Origin of the sequence: Bacillus sp. FJAT-27251 (assembly GCF_001273925.1) — a bacterium.
In the GTDB taxonomy this organism is placed as follows: Bacteria; Bacillota; Bacilli; order Bacillales; family Cytobacillaceae; genus Mesobacillus_B.
This window is the reverse complement of record NZ_LIGG01000001.1, coordinates 4,359,518-4,375,106: the sequence shown is the minus strand read 5'-3', so window position 1 is coordinate 4,375,106 and position 15,589 is coordinate 4,359,518. Positions and strand designations below refer to the sequence as shown.

Below are 15,589 nucleotides of genomic sequence, written 5' to 3'. Positions count from 1 at the left end.
GAAAGCGGGGGAGGTTTATACGATACTCCCCAGTTTTTCAACCTTAACTTCAGCGAGCTCCAATGAATGGCGAATCTGCCTTGCAAACTCAGCTGCTTTTGCTCCATCTCCATGGAGGCAGATGCTTTCTGCCGTAATTGGTACGGGTGTGCCCTGAACTGAAATGACTTCATTCTTCCTAAGCATATCCATCACCTGCTTTACAGCCTTTTTATCATCTTCAAGAACGGAATTATGTGTTTTTCTCGAAGTCAAACTGCCATCTTCCTGATAGGTTCGGTCAGCAAATACTTCATTGGCCGTCCGGAGGCACAGCCTGGTCCCAGCTTTGATCAATTCACTATTGGCAAGGCCCAGAAGGATCAGGCCAGGATCGATTTTATAGACGCTCTCGGCAATTGCTTCTGCGAGACTGGCATCCCTTGCTGCCATATTGTATAGCGCGCCATGCGGTTTCACATGCTGCAAACAGGCGCCTTCGGATTTCACAAAGGCATATAATGCCCCGATTTGATAGGTTACCAGGTCGTGAGCCTCCTGGGGACTGATCTGCATTTCCCTTCTTCCGAACCCCTCAAGATCCTTCAATCCCGGATGAGCACCAATGGCTACATCCTTTTTCAGTGCCATTCGAACCGTTTTTCTCATGGTTGCAGGGTCGCCTGCGTGAAATCCACAGGCAATGTTCGCAGAAGTTACATGGGAAAGAAGTTCTTCATCGTTTCCAAGCGAATAGACACCGAAACCCTCACCGATATCACAGTTCAAATCCACTTTAATCATCTATCTTCACCTCCTTGAACTTCAACTGTATTCCTTGTTTTAACTGACGGAACATCTCCTCCCTTTGCAGTAGTAGAAGCTGTGCTTGTTTAGCAGAAATCAACTCAAAGAATAGTTGGTCTCCCGGCTTAGCCTGGGCGATAGCCGGAAAATCCACCGAAGCGATTTCAGCTATTTTTGGGTAGCCGCCGGTAGCGGGCCTGTCGGCAAGCAGAATAATTGGCTGTCCTCCGGGAGGAACCTGGATTGATCCATAGCATACAGCTTCTGATAATATTTCCTCTGGATGGTTCAGGCTTAGCTTTTGACCTTGCAGCCGGTATCCCATCCGGTCCGATTGATGGGTAATCACGAATGGCTCATTCAACAAAGAATCCTTGCTTTCCGGGGTGAATAGATCATAATGCCTTCCCTTTATAATCCGTATTGCCGGGGAGGAACCGTAATGGATGATGGACATTCCAGAGGCAGACCAGACTGTTTCCGTATATCCATCTGCTGAAGTTGCAGATAAATGGTTTATCATAAACTGGGCGAGGCGGCCAGGGGAGCTGACCTTAACATGGTCGCCTGTTTGCAGCGGCCTGCCGCAGAAGCCGCCTAATGCTGCCCGGAGATAGGTTGATTTGCTGGCGAGTGAAGGCGGTACATTTATCCCCCCGGCAACCGCCAAATATGTCCTGCTTCCTTGGTTCGCTGCCCCGAAACTAAGGACGCTACCCTGCTCTATAAAGACCGGGCGCCACATCATGACCGATTTCCCGTTCACGCGTGGAGACAAATCTCCTCCGCACATGCTGACAAGTGCATCAGCCGTAAATTCGATTTCCGGACCGAGCAGGGTTATTTCCAAGGCTGCTTCGTTTTCATCGTTTCCTACGAGGACATTGGCAACCCTTAGGGCGAAGGAATCCATTGCTCCGCTAACAATCACCCCGTATTTTTGAAAACCGAAACGTCCCGTGTCCTGGACAGTCGTCAGCAGGCCGGGCTTAAGGATGTTCAGCATGTCTCCGTCTCCTTATCTCCAAATACTCTTCATGTCCGATAGCCTTAAACCTTATTTTGTCTCCCGGCTGCAAGAGGGTGGGCGGAGTCTTTTCCGGGGTAAAAAGGTCAACCGGCGTCCTGCCGATCAGCTGCCAGCCGCCGGGAGTTTTCAAGGAATAAATCCCAGTCTGCTGCCCGGCGATTCCAACCGACCTAGCCGGTATTTCCTGGCGGGGAGATTCCTTCCGTGGAGCAGCAATGGCCCTGGGCATGCCCCAAATATAAGGGAAGCCAGGAGCAAAGCCAAGCATATACACATGGTATTCTCCACTTGAATGTTTGTGGACAACTTCCTCCTCGCTGATACCGTTGTAACTTGCCACGAATGAGAGATCGGGGCCGAAATTGCCGCCATAGCAAACTGGAATTTCCACTATCCTTGGGGGAGGCGGAGAGTCAGCCTTAATATTGGCGAGCAAGGATTGCAGGAATGCACAAACAGTATTGTAAGGAGAGGTGGGCTCTGTTCCTGACAGTTTGACTGGACTGTAAAATACAGTGATTGTCGTGAAGGCCGGGACATACTCAACCATCCACTCTGGCGAAATTGTATCGAGGGCGGAAGTGACCATGGAAATCTTGTTCAATACTTCGGCGGAGGGGGATTTGGCCAGTTCAACAATGGCCGCATGGTCCCCCAATGGCTGAATGCTATAATTCAAGCTTGTTCCCTCCTTCCTTAAAATCCTATACCATTATTGTGGGGAAAATATTTCATTAGAGCAAGTGGGAATCTATTAATATAAAATCTTCCAAATTTTCAATATACTAATTGTCAATTCATTTTCAGGGGTGTATAATCTACATTAAACCCGAAACCCCTTCTAACGTTAAGTCCTCTTGAGATTAGTGTCCAGGGAGAAATGAAACCGCTTTATTCTGTCCGGCCTGATACGCTTGAACAGACAATAGCCACCTGCATCCTTTTGCAGCTGGCTTTTATTGTTTCTATTATAAGGAGGGAGAGGAAAGGATGCTTAATTTTAATTTGAGTGATGACCAGCTATCCGTTCAAAAAATGGTAAAGGATTTTGTTGATAAGGAAATCAATCCCTATATCCGCAAATGGGATGAGGAAGGACACTTTGAACCTTCCATACTTAAACGCCTGGCAGACCTTGGTTTGATGGGTGTATGCATCCCTGAGGTTTACGGGGGAAGCGGAATGGACTACAACACGCTTGCCATTGTCTGTGAAGAGCTTGAGCGGGGAGATACTGCCTTTCGCACCGCCGTTTCCGTGCATACTGGCCTGAACAGTCTAACGCTGCTTCAATGGGGAACAGAGGCTCAGAAGCAAAAATACCTGATTCCGCAGGCAAAAGGAGAAAAAGTGGGGGCTTTTGGATTGACCGAGCCGAACGCCGGGTCGGATGTAGCGGCTATGCAGACAACGGCAGTGCTTGATGGCGACCACTACATACTGAACGGTCAGAAGACGTGGATTTCCCTTTGTGATGTTGCCGACCATTTCCTTGTATTTGCCTATACGGATAAAAGTAAAAAACATCATGGGATTTCTGCGTTTATTATCGAGCGGACCATGCCAGGTTTCTCTTCAAGGGCAATCAAAGGCAAACTTGGCATCCGTGCTGGCAATACCGGGGAACTGTTCTTTGACAATGTTCGAGTACCGAAAGACAATTTGTTGGGCCAGGAAGGGGAAGGTTTCAAGATTGCCATGTCCGCACTTGATAATGGCCGGTTTACTGTAGCAGCTGGGGCAGTCGGCCAGATACGGGCATGCATGGAAGAAAGTGTGAAGTACTGTCATGAACGGAAGACATTCGGCAAAGACATCGGCAAACATCAACTTGTCCAGCAAATGATTGCCAAAATGGAAGCTGGCTATCAGATGTCAAGGCTGCTAGTCTTCCGTGCAGGCTGCCTGAAAAATGAGGGCAAGCGCAATACAAGGGAAACTTCACTGGCAAAATGGCAAGCTTGCGATTTCGCCAATGAAGCAGCCAATGATGCTGTCCAGATACACGGGGCATACGGATTCTCAAATGAATACCCTGTTGAAAGATTCTTGCGCAACAGCAAAGCTCCGGTCATTTACGAAGGGACAAGGGAAATCCATACAGTGATGCAAGCGGAGTATCTGCTGGGCTACCGTGAAGATAAACCCCTGTCAAATCCTCTTCCTGCCTGGCCATTTGAACAGAAAGAGACAGTGAAAAATTGATTTTTAAATTGTGAATTGGCCTGGCTTTGGTACAACTTACTCAAGGGGGAAAAGCAGGCCTAGGTTTGCCCGAAAAGAAAACCTGATAAAAGGCTTGTACTGGTTCGCGAATTTCGTTTATAGTAAAAAACAAAGAATTTTTTAGGAAGGCGCGTTCATTATGTACAAAAGTTTTTATCATTTCCTGATGAAATACAGGCATCCGAAGCCTCAGGATGCCATCAGCAATTTCGCAAACAGTGCCTATGAGGACCACGGCTTTCCGAAGCATTCGGATAATTATGATGAAATAAGCTCCTATCTGGAGTTTCATGGCCAGTATCTCGAGAGCATGGCAATATTTGATGAAGCATGGGATTTATACGTACAGTCTGAGGGATAGGGCGATTCTATCCCTTTTTTTATGCTTTTTAGGACCCATTTATCGGCTTCCATCCGGATTATTCTTCCTTTTGCCCACAACCACCTTTTCTTTATTGGTGCGTGGCGATTTCTCTTTTTGACGCATATAATGTGGTAATAAATTCACGACGCATCATTGAGAGGATGGAGGAAATGGAAAAAAAGAAGGAACCGAAATATAAAATCGGTGATACAGTCGTGATCACAATCTATGGAACGGTTGGAAAGGTAACAAAGGTTAAATGGCTTGACGGTTTATACGTGTATGAGATCAACAAGAGTCAGGGCCTTTACCTTGAATCAAGCCTGCTTCCGCTGGCTGAGTATGAGGGGAAACTGCTTGAAAAAGAGCATATTGACATAGAATACAAGTTTTTTTTCGGGGACCTTGTCCAGGTGAAAGGCTATGGTTCCGAATTATTTAAAATTGTCGGGTTCAGGACGGAAATCTGGCGCTATAAGGAAGATGCCTGGGAGGATATCATTTATGAACTTTCGAGGATCAGGGATGGGGAATGGCTGGAAGCAGGGGAAGAGGAACTGACCCTTGTGGCCGACGCAGAAAGTGCAGAGGTGTTTATCCAGAAGCTGGGACTTCTCTTCTCGAACGAAAAGAAATCCTTGCCAGCTCCTGATCATAATAAAAAGCAGCCCGCCTCAAGACGAAAAGCGGAAAAAGACGAACTAAGGAAGAAATCACAAAAGCGCGCCCTTATAGACAGTCTGCTGGATATATACAATGATTATCGAATTTTATACCTTTGGTTTGGGGACGAAGATTACGCCCATGTGATGAAAGTAATCCTCCGCAAGCTCTCGGTCATCGTTTCCGACGGGAAAAGCCATGTTTAATTCAGTCTGCTGAATTGGAATAGTACCCAGATAAGGAAAGGAAGGCCAGAGAACATGATTATCTTGAATAGCATGTCCGTCACTTTGCCAAAGGCCTCGATGATGACACTCTCCTCACTGTTTACATCCTGAATCACCGCTTGTGCAGCCTGCTGTGCCACTTTCATACTTTTACCTCCACTGTTCATTTTTAAGAATATATGCTTGTCCCAACCGCTGTATACCAGTAGTAAGCATCATATTGTCAGACGCCAATTACCTTTGTGCATAAAAAAGCATGAATTTTATAATCTGGTCATACATTCTGTACAAAKGGGGCGATTCTGTGAAGGAGATCGAGGTATTCATTGATACAGAAGAAATAGCGGAATTTTTCTTTCAGGAGTTGGTTAAAAGGGGATACGTTCCCACAGAAGAGGAACTGGAGGAAATAGCTGATATCACTTTTGAATACCTATTGGAAAAATGCATCATCGATGAAGAAATCGATAACGAATAAGAAGGCCGGCCGCCGATGGCCGGCCTTTTCTGCTTATATAAGCGGTAAACTTCATTTCCGGTTTTATATGAAGGGTTCCGAAATTTTCTTGGTATTGCAAGAAACGCTTAGGTGTTTTCGTCGTATATATAAGTAGGAAGTGAAAAAAGGAGGAAAAGGCATGTCGATTTTTAATAAGGCTCTTGCAAGTATCGGGATTGGTTCTGCTCGTGTCGACACAAGGCTTGAAGAAACAAAGGTTTCACCGGGAGGAAAAATAAATGGTGTTGTCCATATATACGGAGGCAGCCTTGAACAGGATATCGATGAAATTTACCTTTCCATCCATACTACATATTTAAAAGAAGCAAATGATAAAAAATATTCGGCTTCAGCCGTAGTCGACTCCTTCCGGCTCAATACGCCGATTACCATCAAACCATCACAGACAAAGGAGTTACCCTTCMCCTTCACTTTMCCTGCCGATGTTCCAATCACCATTGGGAGGACAAAAATCTGGGTGACAACCGGTCTGGATATTAAAAATGCCGTTGACCCAACAGACAAGGACTACTTGCAGGTCGTGCCAAACGCGTTGATGGAGGCTGTTTTAAATGAGGTGGAAAATTTAGGGTTCAGGCTGCGCGAAGCTGATTGTGAGCAGGCGCCATATAAGCTTCGGCGCAGGCTTCCATTTGTTCAGGAATTTGAGTTTGTGCCAGTAATGGGGGCTTACCGGGGTAAACTCGATGAGCTTGAATTAATATTTGCTCCCCTGTCTGCTAATGAAATGAAAATTCTGCTCCAGGTTGACAGACGGGCCAGAGGGCTTGGCGGGCTCCTGGCAGAGGCGATGCAAATGGATGAAAGCAATGTCTCGCTTACAGTTGCAACGAAGGATATTCCTCACCTCAAACAGAAATTGAAGTCTGTCATCGACCGATACTGTTAAAGTGGAAAAACGATGAGGCACTTGGCTTCATCGTTTTTTTTTACTATTTTTTTCTGCTATGAGCGGAAACGATATCTTTAGCATGTGCCTCATGCTCAGCTTCAATAGCCTCAGGCGGAATATGGTTGTTCTTTTTTGGAGAGTTGATCCGGTTCCGATGTTTTTTACCCATTTTCAAACCTCCTTCAAAATAGCAGTTGCGGATTTGCCTGCCCGTTTCAATTTAAAGATAGTGGGCAAGCTAGGTTTAGCATTCCCGGCTGGGGTGAAATAAACTAGCGGAAGATTTTCCAGCCGCAACAGTTTATGTTATTATGTTAGCGATGAGCTCAATACAAATAATGGAGGTCTCAAATACATGAGTGTACATATTGGAGCAAAAGAACATGAAATTGCAGAAACGGTTCTGCTGCCGGGCGATCCCCTGCGTGCAAAATATATTGCCGAAACCTTCCTGGAAGATGCTAAATTGTACAATGAAGTAAGAAATATGTTCGGTTATACCGGTACCTATAAAGGAAAAAGAATTTCTGTACAAGGTACAGGCATGGGAGTGCCATCCATATCCATTTACATCAATGAATTGATGAGCAGCTATAATGTGCAAACATTGGTACGTGTGGGAACTTGCGGGGCCATCCAAAAGGATGTAAAGGTAAGGGACGTTATCCTGGCCATGAGTTCTTCGACTGATTCCCAGATGAACCGCCTGACTTTTGGGGGAGTGGATTACGCACCGACAGCTGATTTCGACCTTTTGCTAAAAGCCTATAATGCCGGCTTGGAAAAGGGGCTAAATTTAAAAGCGGGAAATGTATTTACCGCTGACCAATTTTACAATGATAATGCAGAACTGGAGAAATGGGCAAAGTATAATATTCTCGCTGTCGAAATGGAGACAACAGCTTTATACACACTGGCGGCTAAATTTGGACGCCGTGCACTTTCCGTCCTGACTGTCAGCGACCATATCCTGACAGGTGAAGAGACAACTGCCGAAGAGCGGCAGACTACATTTAATGAAATGATAGAAGTAGCGCTTGAAGCAGTGGTAAAGGAATAGAAGACCAAACTCCTTCCGGTAATTGGAAGGAGTTTTTTGCCCATTCAATGACAATCAGGCATACGCAACCGTAACTAATAGTGATAGAATAGAATAACTTGCATTTTACTCAAAAAGAATGGTGATTGAATGAAAAAATATACAGTAGCGGCTCTTATGCTGTTTTTGCTAACTTCTTGCTCCCAGCTTGATTCGTTGCCTGGGAAGCTGCCCTTTCTGAGCATCGATAAACATCAGCAGCAAAACGGAAGTGAGCCCGATGAAGAAAAGGCGGAAGTGAAAACTGGGGGTCCTGTTTTGGATGCGGCCTACTTTAATGTAATTCAGGAGACCAGCGGTAAAAAAGTCATTCAGAACCCGGAGAATACATTAGCATTGGTCAACAAGCTGTTTGAGCTTCCGGAAAATTATATTCCTGCTGATTTAAAGCGGCCGGATGTCACATTCCCATTTGGCGACCAGGACCTGGAAAAGAGCCTGCTTAGGGAGGAAGCTGCTGATGCGCTAGAAGAAATGTTTGAAGGAGCCCAAAACGAAGGAATCGAACTTTATGCCATATCCGGATACCGATCTTATGAACGGCAGGACAATCTGTACGCTTCAGAAGTAAGCAAAGTTGGCGAGGAGAGGGCTGCTCAGGTTGTCGCGGTTCCCGGGACAAGTGAACATCAGACCGGACTAGCCATGGATATCTCAAGCAAAAACGCCGGATTGAGGTTAAATGAGCAATTTGGGCATACGGAAGAAGGCAAATGGCTGGCTGAAAATGCTCATAAGTATGGTTATATCATGAGATATCCAAAAGGAAAGGAAGACATTACCGGATATATGTATGAGCCGTGGCATTTCAGGTATGTTGGAAAAAAAGCAGCTGAAGAAATGTACAAGCATCAATTAACAATGGAAGAATACTTTGACATTGTCAGGAAGATATAATAAAAAACCGGTGAAAAAACCGGTTTTTTATTATTGGATAAAAGTGTTACAGCTAATTTTACAGGGAACATATATACAAACCTCAATTTGTTTTAAAGGGAAGGGATGATAGCTATGGAAAAGACGGTACTAAAGGCAACTGGCCTGACATGTGAGCACTGCGAAGAACGCGTGAAAAATGCGCTGCTAAGCACAGCTGGCGTCTTTGCGGTTGCAGTTTCCCTCGAAAAGGCTGCAATTGAAATCCAATTTGATGGATCGCAGGCAACAGTGGAGCAGTTGGCGTCAACGGTAGAGGATCAGGGGTATCATATAGTGGGAAAGTCGGACAGCGCGGTATAATCCGCGTTGTTTTTTTGCATTCAAGATGTGGTCCGTTATTTTTTCTGTTAATTTTTATTTAAAAATGTTATTGTAAAAGCTAAGGATTTCATCTTAGCAAGAGGTTGAAAGTGGTGAGTAGGAATTGGAGCGGGACAAAACAAGTGAGGAACAAGAACGTCTTTCAGATAACTCTGGAGAGGTGGAACAAAAACAAAATTACTTAAAGATTAAAAAGTTTCATTTTGCCATGCTGTTGTTCTTTCTGGTATTTATAACCGCCGGGATAACGACATTTGCACTGGCATTTGGAAATGATGAACCAGCAGTGAAGATTGTCAACGAAAGAGAAGAGTTTTCCAAGCTCTATGAAGCTTTCGATACATTAAAGGATAGTTATTACACTGAATTGGACCAGGACAAGCTCATTAATGGAGCGATTAATGGAATGGTGGAATCCCTTGATGACCCATACTCGGATTATATGAGCCAGGAGGATGCAAAAAGTTTCCACGAAAGCATATCTGCATCATTTGAAGGAATAGGTGCTGAAATCCAATCCAGGGATAGCCATATCGTCATCGTCACTCCGCTTAAGGGATCTCCTGCAGAAAAAGCAGGATTGCTGCCGGAGGACATCATTCTTTCGGTTGACGGCAAAAGCCTTCAGGGGAAGAGTACGACAGAGGCGGTTGCATTGATTAGAGGGGAAAAAGGCACCAGTGTTAAACTGACTGTACAGCGGGGCGGATCCGAGCCGACAGATGTCACGATAACCCGTGATACAATTCCGATTGAGACAGTCTTTGGCGAAATGGTAGAAGGTGAAGAGGGCATTGCCAAGGTACAAATATCCAATTTCTCTGAACATACACATGAAGAGCTTGTGCAAGTGTTAAAAGAGCTTCAGGATAAAGGAATGAAAGGGCTGATCTTGGATCTTCGCCAGAATCCGGGAGGCTTGCTTGACCAGGCTGTGAAAATTTCCAGCATGTTTGTTCCGGAAGGAAAGCTGCTATTCCAGGTGGAAGACCGGGAAGGAAACCGGGAGGAGTATCCTTCGGCCGGAAACGGCAATGCCGATTTCCCGCTGGTGGTCGTCATTGACAAGGGAAGTGCAAGTGCCTCCGAAATTCTTGCCGGAGCCGTCAGTGAATCGGCTGATGTACCATTGGTTGGGGAAAAGACTTTTGGAAAAGGCACCGTGCAGCGTGCAGAAAATTTCAAGGATGGCTCCAACCTTAAACTGACAACGGAAAAATGGCTGACTCCAGAAGGAAATTGGGTTCATAAAGAGGGAATCAAGCCAGATCATGAAGTGGCGATGCCTGAATATGCTTCCCTGCCTTTCATTGATTCGGAAAATGAGCTGAAAGTTTCAATGGCTTCTGAACAGGTAAAGGCTGCCCAGAAGATGCTGAAGGTTCTTGGGTTTGAGCCTGGCCGTGAGGACGGTTTCTTCGATGAAAAGACGGCCATTGCCGCCAAAGAGTTTCAAAAAGACCATTCCCTTGAAGAAACTGGCATTATCAGCGGAGAAACCACACTTCAGCTGATGAATGCCTTACGTGAAAAAATCAGCAGTGATGATCCGCAGATCAGCAAGGCCGTAGAAGTGCTGAAAGCTGAAATTGACGCTGAATAAAGGAAAGCTCTCCGCGAGAACGGGGAGCTTTTGGTTTGTTAAAATCGCAAAAGGAGGCGCATGAACTATGAGCAACAAAACGGAGATCTATATTCTTGGAGGTTTCCTGGGAAGCGGCAAAACGACGCTGCTTCGGCAGGTTTTGGAATACGAAAAAAAGGAAGGACGGAAAATAGCCGTTTTAATGAATGAGCTTGGCGATATCTCGATTGATTCCGATTCAGTAGGGGATGGAGTGCCGCTGAAGGAACTGCTTGGCGGGTGCATTTGCTGTACCATCCAGGACAAACTGGAAGCACAGATTCAGGGACTCCTCCTAGAGCACTGTCCTGATGCCATTTACATTGAAACAACGGGCGCAGCACATCCAGTCGAAGTGCTTGATGCCGTTCTATCTCCTTTTTTTGCGGAAAAGATTGAAATGAAAGGAATTCTTACTACTGTTGATGGGACGTTATGGGCTTCCAGGAGCAATTTTAATCCGCAAATTCAACAGCTGCTATTGGAACAAGTCCGGCATGCAGATTTGATTTTAATCAATAAATCGGATCAATTATCGGATATGGAACAAGGAAGAGTGGCGATGGAGATTCAAAATATCAACCCGAAGGCCCCGTGTATTCTGACGGCATTTTCCAAAGTCTCCATGCAACAATTGAAAAATTTGTCCAGGTCCGACAAGGGGGAGGTAAAAGAGTCCCATGTCAATCATCAGCTCAGGCTGGGAACTTTTGTCCACCAGTTCAAGGACAGTGTCAGACAGGAAGATTTTGAGGATTTCCTGAGGGGACTGCCACATGCCATTTATCGGATTAAAGGCTATGTCAAGTTTCAGCAATCTTCCTTTCCGGACCTGTTTCAATACTCCTATGGTACGCCGTTATATATGAAGGAATACATGAATATGCCGCTAAACCTGGTTTTTATTGGCCAGGACATCAACTGGAGCCAAATTGAATCTCAGCTCCAGCAGCTGGAAAATGGTGGTCAGGCTGGTTCGGAATAAGATAGGACAAAATCGGTAAAACTTTCATCGCAGACCTTAACGGAAGTGGTGAAAAAATGAAAAAGCTCTCTGTGCCTGTTTTTCTTATTTTTTTCCTAATGGCTGGCGGGGCAGGTGTTCTGGCGAAAGATGCGGAATTGCTCCAGTGGGAACAAGTAAACGAAATGATTCCCCGTTACAGTAAGTTCATTGTTCAGGATCTGGAAACGGGGTTGAAATTCAAGGTGCAGCGGAGGGCAGGAAGCAGGCATGCCGATGTCCAGCCGCTTACGGCCCAGGATACCAAGATCATGAAAGAAATATATGGAGGAAAGTGGAGCTGGAAGCGCAGGGCTATCTACGTTCTGGCGAAAAAGCGAAAGATTGCGGCTTCCATGCATGGGATGCCTCACGGTGCAGGTGCTTTAAAAAATAATTTTCCTGGCCATTTTTGTATCCACTTCTATGGGAGCACCACACATCGAACAAACGCCATGGACCTGTCCCATAAATTAATGATGCTGAAAGCTGCAGGACGTCTGGATGATTACCTTGAAGAGTCAGGTCCGCATGAGCTGGCGCAAGCTTATCTTGCAGGAATCAAGCAGCATGATATCCAGGTCGTCTCGCTTATCTCCCTTACGGAAATGAAGTGGGAGCCTGTGTTTTCCGAAATTGAAAATATCTCCGTAGACAGAGTTGAAATTCTTCCCGATGAGGACTTTAGTGATCAGCTTACAGTTTCGGTTCCGGTAGAAATCAAATGGGCACGACGCGGCAGAGGTCCGCGGCACTTCCGCGGAAACATTGAACTAGTCCGATTTTCCCCCGAACAGAGCTGGAAAATAGATTCTGTTCCCTTCTTTAAGGAAAATGAATTCCTACCGTAGCATTTACATAAAGAAAAGGGCTGGAACCAAAAAAATGGTCTCAGCCTTTTTTATCCGCTTTAAAAGGATTGCTCGCCAAACTTGACAAATGTCTTTTCATCCTCGATTAAACCGCAGACTGCACATTGTACCTTCAGTTGCGGGCCGCGATAAGGAGTATGGAAAGGATCAAGCTGGCCTGAGGCATATTCTTCGACAATTTCCCCGGATTGCGGATCCATTCTTACAGATTGAGGAACCTGCCTTATCAAATTAAATCTGCTTTTATTGGTCCTGCAATTTGGACAGCGGTATGGAACACTCATTTTTCTGCCTCCTCTTTTAGTCTTCTGATAATTATTTTTTGCAAACGTTGAAACTTATATGTAAAAATACACCTAAGATAACCAATCTGATTAAGGAGGCAAAGCATGAGCGAAATCAATTATACCTATTTGCTGGAAAAATACAGGGCATTGTGGAACAACCGGCAGCTGTACACGGAGGAAAATGCCGAAACAATATTGAAGGAAGCGGTCACGAGAGAGCTGAAGGATGAAAACTCCCATCCGCGTGTAAGAAGGAGCTTATATGAAAAGTTTTACCTGGCTTCCAAGAGGATCATTGAATCAGATTTAAGTCCTGATGATAAAATAGCTTTTTTAAATCTTCATGCAGAAATGACACAAGCTATTAAAGAAGGAAAATAGGAGGAAGAGGAGCCTCTATTTTATGAAAAAAAGAGGCCGAACGTCGAAATTTTTGTCATAAGAATGTAAGTGTTGTAATATTTCCTTGCTTGATAAATAGCTGTCAACTGCGTTTTTTTATCTATTTCTTGTATTTTCTCCGTTTATCTCCATTTTTCCCATGTGAAAAAATGGTATTTTTGAATAGGTCCTGTTGGCTGGAAAGCCAGCAGGTTCTTTTGTTTTCGGTTTTTTTCTCCTACCCGATTTATTTTTCATTATTCAAGTATAGCTTCAATTCCATATTTATCCTCAAATATTACAAAAAAGCCATGCTATTATGGTGATGTCACCAAGAGAGACAAAATGAATTTATGGGAGGAAAAAAAGATGAAAAAGAAGCTTATCTTTTCAGTAGCAGCAGCCGCTGCCATTCTAGCAAGCAACCCTGCCATGCAGGCGGATGCTGCAACCATATACCCTACTGGGGAAAGAAAAATTATCTACTCTCAAACTAGCAATATTAATAAAGAACAAATTCAGGAATTAATAAACAAATATTTCGCCAATCCAGAAGGCTTTCTGAAACTTGCTGCTCAACAAACACCAGCCAAGCAACAGCCTGCGGCTCCAGCACCAGCCAAGCAACAGGCTGCAGCTCCAGCACCAGCCAAGCAACAGGCTGCAGCTCCAGCACCAGCCAAGCAACAGGCTGCAGCTCCAGCACCAGCCAAGCAACAGGCTGCGGCTCCGGCACCAGCCAAGCAACAGGCTGCAGCTCCAGCACCAGCCAAGCAACAGCCTGCAGCTGCTTCAGTTAGTGCATATGAGCAAAAAGTTGTGGAGCTTACCAATCAGGAGAGGGCCAAAAACGGCCTGAAGCCGTTGGTTCTCGATACGGAGTTGAGCAAAGTAGCGCGTGAAAAGTCACGCGATATGCAATCCAAGGGTTATTTCAGCCATACAAGCCCTACGTACGGTTCACCATTTGATATGATGAAGAAATTCGGTATAAGCTATAAAACTGCCGGGGAAAACATCGCTATGGGCCAGCGCAGCCCTGAAGAGGTTGTCAAAGCCTGGATGAATAGTGAAGGACACCGAAAGAACATCCTAAATTCCAACTATACGCATATCGGCGTTGGCCATATTGCGGAAGGTAACTATTGGACACAAATGTTCATTGGCAAATAAACCATATAGGATAAAAAAGTCAGCACATGCGTGCTGACTTTTTTATGTTTTATAGATTCATAGCTGTGTCTCCTGCCCGTTATGCCTTTGCCCTTGGAATTCAATATGGACAGGTACAGCGTCCTCTTCAGGAATAATTGGCATGGTGACGGTCAACAGGCCGTTTTCAAACCCGGAAGAAACCTTATTTTTATCCACCTTGAAAGGAAGGCTGATGATTTTTTCAAAAGGACGGTCTGGACGCTCTTTTATAAAATAGCGAATCTTGGGCTCCAAAGTGGAAATGACACCTTTTAGGGTCAGTTCCTGGCCTCTTAATACAACCATTACTTCTTCAGGATGCATCCCTGGAAGCTCTGCCTCAACACATAAATTCCCATCCTTTTCAAATAAATCGCAGCGGGGAAATGGGTCTCTCAAGCGTGTATCCATTGCTCCACTGGCCAGGTTTTTCCCAATTTCCCCTTCCTTTGAAAAGGGATTGGAAGACTGGTTGAAGACTTCCTTCCAAAAACTATCCGCCGCATACCTTTTAGTGTAATCCAGCCAGTTTTTCAGCCGTTCTGACTCCATGATCTTTCCCTCCCAAAGTCGTTTAGCCTGGGGCTATATTTCGTTGACATCAATCTCTGAAAACTGGTGGTGAGTCAGCCGTGGAATCCTGATCTCCAATATCCCGTCTCTATGGCTGGCAACTGCCCCTTTTTTCTTGACCGGGGCTGGAAAACCCAGGGTGTGTTTATCTCCCTGGGCTGGGATATGTTCAATAATTGCTTCAGTGGAAGTATGGTAAACCTTCATGCTCTTTAACCATTCCTCTTTTTTGATTGGTATCCGGATGTAGACAAATTCATGGGTTTCGAAAATGGACGCGTTAAGGCCTTTTAGGGGGTCTGGCTGGCGTTGACCATGATTCTGCATGTTTTTTAGCCATTCCTGCGGATTCAGCATGCTTTCCATATGCTGAGGAAACATTTGGCCGACCATTTCCTGGACAAACTGGTCGATATTTTGTGGATTGATGTTACCCAGCTTTTCTTTCATTGCATCATTCAGGGGGAGATTTTTCCATGGAAACACCGGACATCCCTCCTCTCGTCTGTTATGGCTGCCGGAGCCTGCTTCTGCTGTTATATGTTTTATTCTATGCAGTGATGAGCCCAATGGTTAAAACCACGTTGT

General features: G+C 45.1%; 21 protein-coding genes. 13 read left to right on the top strand and 8 right to left on the bottom strand.

Annotated elements, in window-relative coordinates; genetic code table 11:
* Positions 1-15: 15 nt before the first annotated feature.
* Genes ADU22_RS20595 through pxpB form a run of 3 tightly spaced genes read right to left on the bottom strand, consistent with a single transcriptional unit; the run spans position 16 to position 2,495 of the window.
* Positions 16-783: a LamB/YcsF family protein gene (locus ADU22_RS20595; RefSeq protein ID WP_053363849.1), complete on the bottom strand. Its 768-nt coding sequence runs from the start codon at positions 781-783 to the stop codon at positions 16-18.
* Positions 776-1,792: a 5-oxoprolinase subunit C family protein gene (locus tag ADU22_RS20590; RefSeq protein ID WP_053363848.1), complete on the bottom strand. Its 1,017-nt coding sequence runs from the start codon at positions 1,790-1,792 to the stop codon at positions 776-778. Before ADU22_RS20590 ends, ADU22_RS20595 begins: the two co-directional genes overlap by 8 nt.
* A complete protein-coding gene (gene pxpB / locus ADU22_RS20585) occupies positions 1,776-2,495 on the bottom strand; it encodes a 5-oxoprolinase subunit PxpB (protein ID WP_053363847.1) in 720 nt (239 codons plus the stop codon). The genes ADU22_RS20590 and pxpB overlap by 17 nt, the downstream gene beginning before the upstream one ends.
* Positions 2,496-2,806: 311 nt before the next feature.
* On the opposite strand from pxpB, the gene ADU22_RS20580 reads away from it, so the two are divergent.
* The 3 genes from ADU22_RS20580 (at position 2,807) to yodN (ending at position 5,275) form a co-directional block, all read left to right on the top strand.
* Positions 2,807-4,021, top strand: coding sequence for an acyl-CoA dehydrogenase family protein (locus ADU22_RS20580; RefSeq protein WP_053363846.1), 1,215 nt, complete (start codon positions 2,807-2,809; stop codon positions 4,019-4,021).
* Between the two features lie 160 nt (positions 4,022-4,181).
* The gene (locus ADU22_RS20575) at positions 4,182-4,403 is read left to right on the top strand and encodes a YozE family protein (protein ID WP_053363845.1); all 222 of its coding nucleotides are present in this window, start codon (positions 4,182-4,184) and stop codon (positions 4,401-4,403) included.
* 173 nt (positions 4,404-4,576) lie between these two features.
* Positions 4,577-5,275 (top strand): germination protein YodN, encoded by a 699-nt coding sequence (gene yodN, locus ADU22_RS20570; protein ID WP_053363844.1) that lies wholly within the window; start codon positions 4,577-4,579, stop codon positions 5,273-5,275.
* Here yodN and ADU22_RS25075 read toward each other — a convergent pair.
* On the bottom strand, positions 5,272-5,442 hold the full coding sequence (locus ADU22_RS25075; protein ID WP_197280094.1) for a hypothetical protein: 171 nt from the start codon (positions 5,440-5,442) through the stop codon (positions 5,272-5,274). The genes yodN and ADU22_RS25075 overlap by 4 nt on opposite strands.
* 158 nt (positions 5,443-5,600) lie before the next feature.
* Between ADU22_RS25075 and ADU22_RS24000 the strand changes: the two genes are divergently transcribed.
* A complete protein-coding gene (locus ADU22_RS24000; RefSeq protein WP_069188017.1) occupies positions 5,601-5,774 on the top strand; it encodes a YozD family protein in 174 nt (57 codons plus the stop codon).
* Positions 5,775-5,934: 160 nt separating this feature from the next.
* The gene (locus ADU22_RS20565; RefSeq protein ID WP_053363843.1) at positions 5,935-6,705 is read left to right on the top strand and encodes a sporulation protein; all 771 of its coding nucleotides are present in this window, start codon (positions 5,935-5,937) and stop codon (positions 6,703-6,705) included.
* Positions 6,706-6,748: 43 nt separating this feature from the next.
* On the opposite strand, the gene yoyE is transcribed toward ADU22_RS20565, so the two are convergent.
* Entirely contained in the window at positions 6,749-6,877 is a 129-nt protein-coding gene (yoyE, locus tag ADU22_RS25460) for a protein YoyE (RefSeq protein ID WP_286132343.1), read from the bottom strand.
* 186 nt (positions 6,878-7,063) lie between these two features.
* On the opposite strand from yoyE, the gene deoD reads away from it, so the two are divergent.
* From deoD to ADU22_RS20535, 6 genes are all read left to right on the top strand, one after another.
* The gene (deoD, locus tag ADU22_RS20560; protein ID WP_053363842.1) at positions 7,064-7,768 is read left to right on the top strand and encodes a purine-nucleoside phosphorylase; all 705 of its coding nucleotides are present in this window, start codon (positions 7,064-7,066) and stop codon (positions 7,766-7,768) included.
* A gap of 129 nt (positions 7,769-7,897) precedes the next feature.
* Entirely contained in the window at positions 7,898-8,704 is an 807-nt protein-coding gene (locus ADU22_RS20555; protein WP_053363841.1) for a M15 family metallopeptidase, read from the top strand.
* Between the two features lie 114 nt (positions 8,705-8,818).
* The gene (locus tag ADU22_RS20550) at positions 8,819-9,046 is read left to right on the top strand and encodes a heavy-metal-associated domain-containing protein (protein WP_053363840.1); all 228 of its coding nucleotides are present in this window, start codon (positions 8,819-8,821) and stop codon (positions 9,044-9,046) included.
* Positions 9,047-9,170: 124 nt separating this feature from the next.
* The gene (locus ADU22_RS20545) at positions 9,171-10,670 is read left to right on the top strand and encodes a lmo1851 family serine protease (RefSeq protein WP_053363839.1); all 1,500 of its coding nucleotides are present in this window, start codon (positions 9,171-9,173) and stop codon (positions 10,668-10,670) included.
* A 67-nt stretch (positions 10,671-10,737) separates the two neighbouring features.
* Positions 10,738-11,676 carry a CobW family GTP-binding protein gene (locus tag ADU22_RS20540; protein ID WP_053363838.1) on the top strand — a complete coding sequence of 313 codons (939 nt, stop codon included), beginning with the start codon at positions 10,738-10,740 and terminating at the stop codon, positions 11,674-11,676.
* Between the two features lie 56 nt (positions 11,677-11,732).
* Positions 11,733-12,545, top strand: a complete 813-nt coding sequence (locus ADU22_RS20535) for a hypothetical protein (RefSeq protein ID WP_053363837.1) — start codon at positions 11,733-11,735, stop codon at positions 12,543-12,545.
* A gap of 59 nt (positions 12,546-12,604) precedes the next feature.
* On the opposite strand, the gene ADU22_RS20530 is transcribed toward ADU22_RS20535, so the two are convergent.
* On the bottom strand, positions 12,605-12,850 hold the full coding sequence (locus ADU22_RS20530; protein ID WP_053363836.1) for a hypothetical protein: 246 nt from the start codon (positions 12,848-12,850) through the stop codon (positions 12,605-12,607).
* Between the two features lie 105 nt (positions 12,851-12,955).
* Here ADU22_RS20530 and yoyC point away from each other — a divergent pair, with 105 nt between their 5' ends.
* Both yoyC and ADU22_RS20520 read left to right on the top strand, forming a co-directional pair.
* Positions 12,956-13,234, top strand: coding sequence for a protein YoyC (gene yoyC, locus ADU22_RS20525; protein WP_053363835.1), 279 nt, complete (start codon positions 12,956-12,958; stop codon positions 13,232-13,234).
* Between the two features lie 369 nt (positions 13,235-13,603).
* Entirely contained in the window at positions 13,604-14,407 is an 804-nt protein-coding gene (locus tag ADU22_RS20520) for a CAP domain-containing protein (protein WP_053364690.1), read from the top strand.
* A gap of 57 nt (positions 14,408-14,464) precedes the next feature.
* Here the strand turns inward: ADU22_RS20520 and ADU22_RS20515 are convergent, their stop codons facing one another.
* Together ADU22_RS20515 and ADU22_RS20510 are read right to left on the bottom strand one after the other, a co-directional pair.
* The gene (locus ADU22_RS20515; protein ID WP_053363834.1) at positions 14,465-14,980 is read right to left on the bottom strand and encodes an Hsp20/alpha crystallin family protein; all 516 of its coding nucleotides are present in this window, start codon (positions 14,978-14,980) and stop codon (positions 14,465-14,467) included.
* A gap of 33 nt (positions 14,981-15,013) precedes the next feature.
* The gene (locus tag ADU22_RS20510; protein WP_053363833.1) at positions 15,014-15,487 is read right to left on the bottom strand and encodes an Hsp20/alpha crystallin family protein; all 474 of its coding nucleotides are present in this window, start codon (positions 15,485-15,487) and stop codon (positions 15,014-15,016) included.
* Positions 15,488-15,589 lie beyond the last annotated feature (102 nt).